This window comes from bacterium (genome assembly GCA_021158245.1).
Lineage (GTDB): Bacteria > Zhuqueibacterota > QNDG01 > QNDG01 > QNDG01 > QNDG01.
The window spans coordinates 1-5,827 of record JAGGVB010000152.1; the positions used below are offsets into that span (position 1 = coordinate 1).

At 37.4% G+C, this 5,827-nt stretch carries 4 protein-coding genes; all 4 read right to left on the bottom strand.

The window, feature by feature from the left end:
- Window positions 1-645 precede the first annotated feature (645 nt).
- From J7K93_08060 to J7K93_08075, 4 genes are read right to left on the bottom strand one after another with little or no spacing between them, the layout of a single operon-like run.
- The gene (locus J7K93_08060; protein MCD6116954.1) at window positions 646-3,687 is read right to left on the bottom strand and encodes a type I restriction endonuclease subunit R; all 3,042 of its coding nucleotides are present in this window, start codon (window positions 3,685-3,687) and stop codon (window positions 646-648) included.
- A gap of 6 nt (window positions 3,688-3,693) precedes the next feature.
- A complete protein-coding gene (locus tag J7K93_08065) occupies window positions 3,694-4,125 on the bottom strand; it encodes a type II toxin-antitoxin system death-on-curing family toxin (protein MCD6116955.1) in 432 nt (143 codons plus the stop codon).
- 5 nt (window positions 4,126-4,130) lie between these two features.
- Window positions 4,131-5,150 (bottom strand): DNA-binding protein, encoded by a 1,020-nt coding sequence (locus tag J7K93_08070; protein MCD6116956.1) that lies wholly within the window; start codon window positions 5,148-5,150, stop codon window positions 4,131-4,133.
- A 44-nt stretch (window positions 5,151-5,194) separates the two neighbouring features.
- Complete coding sequence (locus J7K93_08075; protein MCD6116957.1) at window positions 5,195-5,551, bottom strand: four helix bundle protein; 357 nt, start codon at window positions 5,549-5,551, stop codon at window positions 5,195-5,197.
- Window positions 5,552-5,827 lie beyond the last annotated feature (276 nt).

The window sequence follows — 5,827 nt, forward strand, 5'->3', positions numbered from 1 at the left end:
GCCTTTCCGTCTGCAAAATGATAATACCCGTATCTGATTGAAAGGAGAATACTATAAAATTACAATATTAAGAGATAAAAGGCAATTTATTTCCGATAAATTCATTACATTCCTGCCGAGATTTTTTTCAAAGTTTGTGCAGCGGTTTTCACTTTAAACTCCGGCAGGGAAGATTAAACAACCGGGATGGTACATCCGCAGCTCGACTTTTTCATGGAATGCCGAGGCCGCCCTCTTAGGAATGAAAAAATGAAACTGCTGATGTTGTGTGCTCATTTGTCTTCTGTATTATAAAATTTATCGTTAATCCAATTAATAGGATTATTAATAATATATTCTTTTATTTTGTTGTATTCGATATTATTTCGGATTATATGATTGTGATAATTTGGTTGGAAAAAATGATTATTCCGATTGTATTTTGGAATATCCAAATTGTATTTATTAATATAGTCGTCAATTTGTGAATTGATAATGGATTTATATCCTGCAATAAATGATGATATTGATTTTGGTTTGCGGAATAATTTTGATTGTTGATTTGATTTCGGCCGGACGGATTGTGGGCGTGGTTGTTGTTGGGTGGATGGATGGGTTGTTGGCGGCGGTTGTAGAGACGCACGGCCGTGCGTCTCTACAACCTAATTATTCTATTTCATTAAGCCTTGCATAGACGCTTTTCATCATAAGCTCTTTTACCAAATCACCAAAGAGTTTGTTTCCCAGAATCTTTTCAAAAATATCCTGATTCTGGTCCATCCTGTCAATAAGTTTATTTAAGAATTTATCTTCAAAGGCAAATTTAAACGTATCCAGTTTATTTACTTTTGCCTGTGATTGCAGTATTTTATCTTTGATGAGTTCTTCTTCTATTTGATTAAAGAACAGCCGGTCCGCTTCTTCAAACTCTGTTCCAAAGCGTTCATTTAATTGATCAATAATCTCAGAGAGAGGCGCTTTTTTTTCTTTAGCTCTTTTAATACCCGCTTCGGAAAGCCCGTCCAGTTCGCCTTCCTCACCCTTTACCAAGTCGATGGAACCTTCTTTAATTTTCTGAAGGCGGTAATATTCCATAGCCACTTCATCATCAAAGTGTAGTTGTTCCGATAAAATACGCTTTGGCAGTTTGGTTTGCAATAACTTAGCATAAGCGTAAAATTTTTCAAATTCCAGTTCTCTGAAAGGCATGATCTGAGCTAAAAAAGCATATAAATTCGTCCAGGTTCGGAGGCTCTTTTTGAATTCTTCTCTTTCAACGTCCGTACCGAGAGCTTCGTACCGTTCAACAGCAGGATCAATAAAGGCGTAAAGTTCAGCTTGATCTTTAACAGTCATTTTGCCGGATGGCTGAAAGTAAATATTTGAGAACTGATCAATTTCACTTTGCCAGTAAATTTGCCATTCGTCTAATTTTGCTTTTAAATCATATAAATGATTTGGTTCGGGTTCTTCAGTAACAATCGTTTTTTCATAATAGGGCTGAAAGGATTCAAAAATGGTTTCTCTGTCATTTACAAAATCCAGAACAAACGTATCTTCTTTTCCCGGGGCAACGCGGTTCAATCTGGACAACGTTTGAACCGCTTTAACGCCGGAAAGCTTTTTATCCACATACATGGTATGCAGCAAAGGCTGGTCGAAACCGGTTTGATATTTATCGGCGACAATTAAAATTTTATATTCATCTTTGTTGAAAACAGCTGGTAGTGTTTTTTCACCGTAACCGGTCAATTGCGGTTCGGAAACGCCACCCGGATAATTATCATCTACAACGCTGCCGGAAAAAGCAACCAGAATCTTTATCTTTTTTTCGTAGCCCTTTTCTTTTATGTAGCGGTTAAATTCTTCAAAATAACGTTTAGCCAATTTACGGGAACTGGTTACAACCATTGCTTTGGCGCGGCCGCCAATCTTCTTAGCCACAACCTGTCGAAAATGTTCAATGATAATTTCCGTTTTTTGAGCCAGATTATGCGGATGAAAATTAACGTAACGGGCAATAGCCCGGGCCGCTTTTTTCTTGTTTAATTGAGGATCGTCTTCAATAGCTTTGGATAATCTGAAATAAAGTTCGTAGGTGGTGTAGTTTTGAAGGACATCCAGAATAAAACCTTCTTCAATTGCCTGCCGCATTGAATACAAATGAAAAGGCTTCGGTTTGCCGTCCGTTCCCTTATAGCCAAAAACAGCCAGTGTTTTATACTTCGGCGTTGCAGTAAAAGCGAAAAATGATAAGTTGGTTTGTTGCCCCCGAGCTGCTGCCGAACGTTCTACTTCCTCACGAATAAAATCCTCATCCGTATAATCTTCATCATTATCTATTATTAATTTTTCATTATCAATTTCGTAAGATAAAACTTCTTTCATTTTTTTGCTGGCTTCGCCGCCTTGTGAGCTGTGCGCTTCATCGATGATAACGGCATAATTCCTTTTGGGCAAGGCACCAATTTTATCAATAACAAAGGGAAATTTTTGCAGTGTCGTGATGATAATATGAGAGCCCTGTTCAAGAGCCTGAGCAAGCTGTGTGCTGTCCTTGTCAATTTTATGAACTACACCTGTTTTGTGTTCAAATTGGTAAATAGTGTTTTGCAGCTGCTGGTCTAAAACAAGACGGTCGGTTACTACGATTACGCTGTCAAAAATGCGTTCATCTAATTTATTATGTAAGGTCGACAGGCGATAAGCCAGCCAGGCTATGGAATTACTTTTTCCAGATCCTGCCGAGTGCTGTACAAGATAGTTTTTCCCTGCGCCGGATTCGCGGGCATCCGCCGTTATCTGCCGTACCGCATCCAGTTGATGATAACGGGGAGAAATCATTTTTTCTTTTTTGTATGTTTTGTCATCAATGGAAATTTCTTCAACCTGCAAATGAATAAAGCGTTGAATGATGTCCATCCAACTGTCTTTTATTAAAATTTCTTTCCAAAGATAATCCGTTTTGTAACCATTGGGATTGGGCGGATTACCTTTGCCGTTTTGGTAACCTTTATTAAAGGGAAGCCAGCGTGTTGCTTTGCCTGAGATTTTAGTGGCCATAAATACTTCATCCGGGTCAACGGCAAAATGAACCAATGCCCGTTTTTTAAAGGCAAACAGTAGTTCCCGATTGTCGCGCGTTGTTGCATACTGTTTTTTAGCGTTTTGTGCGGTTTGGCCGGTGAAGTGATTTTTAAGTTCCAGCGTGGCAACCGGAATACCGTTAAGTGAAAGCACCAAATCTACGGAGTTTTTATTTTTTGAACTATAATAAACTTGCCGATATACTTTAAGTTGATTCATTGCATGCAACTTCTCGGTTTCCGGATTTAAGCCCGATTCCGGTTTGAAGAAAGCCAGTTTAAAACGCACACCATAATCCACAAAGCCGTTGCGCAGCACATCCAGACTGCCGCGCAAATCCATTTCTTTATAGAGGCGCTGAATGATGCGGTTATCTACATCGTCGCCGTGAATGGACGAAATTTTTTGCCAGTTTTTGGATTGTGTATTTTGCAGGAAGGCCAACACTTCATTTTTAAACATCCCGAGTTCGGGGCTGTAATCCGAGGAATTGCCTTGTGTGTACCCGCCGTTTTCAACCAGTGCTTGCACGATTGCGGTTTCAAAGGTCGCTTCGCTTTTTAATTGAGAATTATTCTCTGCCTTCTTTGCATTGTTAATTTTTAATTCTTCATTTTTCATTGTCAATTATCCATTATCAATTTTATTGAATAGTTCTAATTTTATTTCTTCTGTCAATTCATTTTCGTTTATTATAGAAGTCATGATTTCTTTTAAAAAATCTTTATCAATTTTTCCAGCGGCCAGATGATAACTGATGTTTTCCATTTCTCTTAAGAAAGTTTCCGAACAGTGTAAATATCCATTGAGGAGCAGAAACTGAGTGCCCAGCGAAATTGAAATTCTTTTATTGCCGTCTTCGAAACAATGGAATTTATTGGAACTGAACACCAAATGTGTCAGCTTATCTTCAAAAGTCGGATAGTAGTCGTCATTTTGTATGTGCTGTAAAACGCTTTCTAATTTTCCTGAATCAAGAATGCCATCCGAACCGCCGCCGCTTATTTCTACGGTCTTTTTATGAATTGCAATTGCCTGTTCAATACTCAGATATATCATCAGGCCTACTCTCTTTCCTTCAGCCGTTTGAATACATCTTTCGCAGCTTTTAACTGCTCTTCAAGAGTTTTACTTTTCTCACCGATAAATTTTTCGAAATCTTCAGGCGGAATTGCGGCAATATAATCTCTTAATTTTATATGCAGGGCATCCCTGAATCCCAAATCACGACTGGCCATTTTTAAGCGGGCGTCTTCCACTTGCGGAAGCCATAAACGATGCTTCTCAAAATTTGCAAAAAGTCGATCTACTTCAAATGGTTTTAATTTTCTACCAAGTTTTTGATAAGTCTTTTTCAATTCTTCGGCAAAACCGGCTTCGTAACTGGAAATTAAGCGCAGTATTTCGCTATACATCGTTTGCCGGACATTTTCTTTGGAATGCAGGCGAAGAATATTGCGATACTCCTGCGTATTTTCCTTAAAAATGCTGCGGTAAATTTTATCCGTGTAAATGGCATATTTGACCTTACCCATTTCCACATAATCTCTTAGGGCGTCGGTAAACTCCCTGCGGTAATCTTCGCCTTTTAAGAAATTAACAACAAAATCCTCATCTCTTTGATTGATGTATTTTGTACCGCCACCGGTTTTTTGGTTGATTGTATCGATAACAATATCTAATATGGCGCTGCGTAAAATCCGGGCTTTTTCACTTTCCACTAACAACATTGCCAGATTTAAAAAGGCGCGGAAATTAAAAAGACCAAAGTTCACAACTTTGTGACCGACATTGATGTCGCTCACATCGTGTTCTTCAAGCCATAACTTAAATAATTTAAGGTCTTTACCCCGTAAGACTTTGTAGCCGTTTTTTGAAAGTTCATCAGAATATTTTTTTAAGTATCGCTCTATTGTCCGTTCATCTATTTCAAAAAACCGGGCAACCTGTTCTTTGCTGAAAATATATTCATTCTTATAAACGACAGCTTTTATACCGACCTCTTTTTGTATGGTTTCTATGGCATACCGGTTATTCAATATATTCTGCCGGTCAATAGCTGAAGTTGTTAAACTCTTTTTAATTGATAATTGAGAATTGTCAATTGATAATTTTTTATTTTGCGAGTTCATCTCTTTTTCTCTTTGGATTTTTTAATGATAGAAACTAAAAGTTTCAATAGTGCATCAATATCTTTCTTTAATGATTCAAATTGAACAGATTCAATATAATCGGTTTTCTTTAACAACAGTAACCAATAATCTGTCTCATTTGCTTCTTTCAGAGCGATAGAAAGTTTATGGACAAAATCAGCTTTGCTTTCCGCCTGCTGCGCTTCACGAACCATTGCGCCGATAGAAGTCCCGCTACGCAGAATCTGTTTAGATAAAACAAATTCCTTCTTTTCGGCAACAAGAAATTTATACAGATTAACAACCCGTACAGCGAAATCAAAACTTTTATCTAATACCGCATTCTCTCTCATTCACAATTATCCACGTTTTTAAATGATAATTTGATTTGCTTTTCATTATCAATTATCCATTATCAATTATCCATTTTCCATTATCCATTCTCAATTATCTTAATCTTCCTTCATTAATTGACAATTTAAAATTGATAATTGATAATTCGCCCTGCTTTTCATTATCAATTCTCCATTATCCATTCTCAATTATCTTTATCTTCCTTCATTAATTGACAATTTAAAATTGATAATTGATAATTCGCCCTGCTTTTCATTATCAATTCTCCATTATCC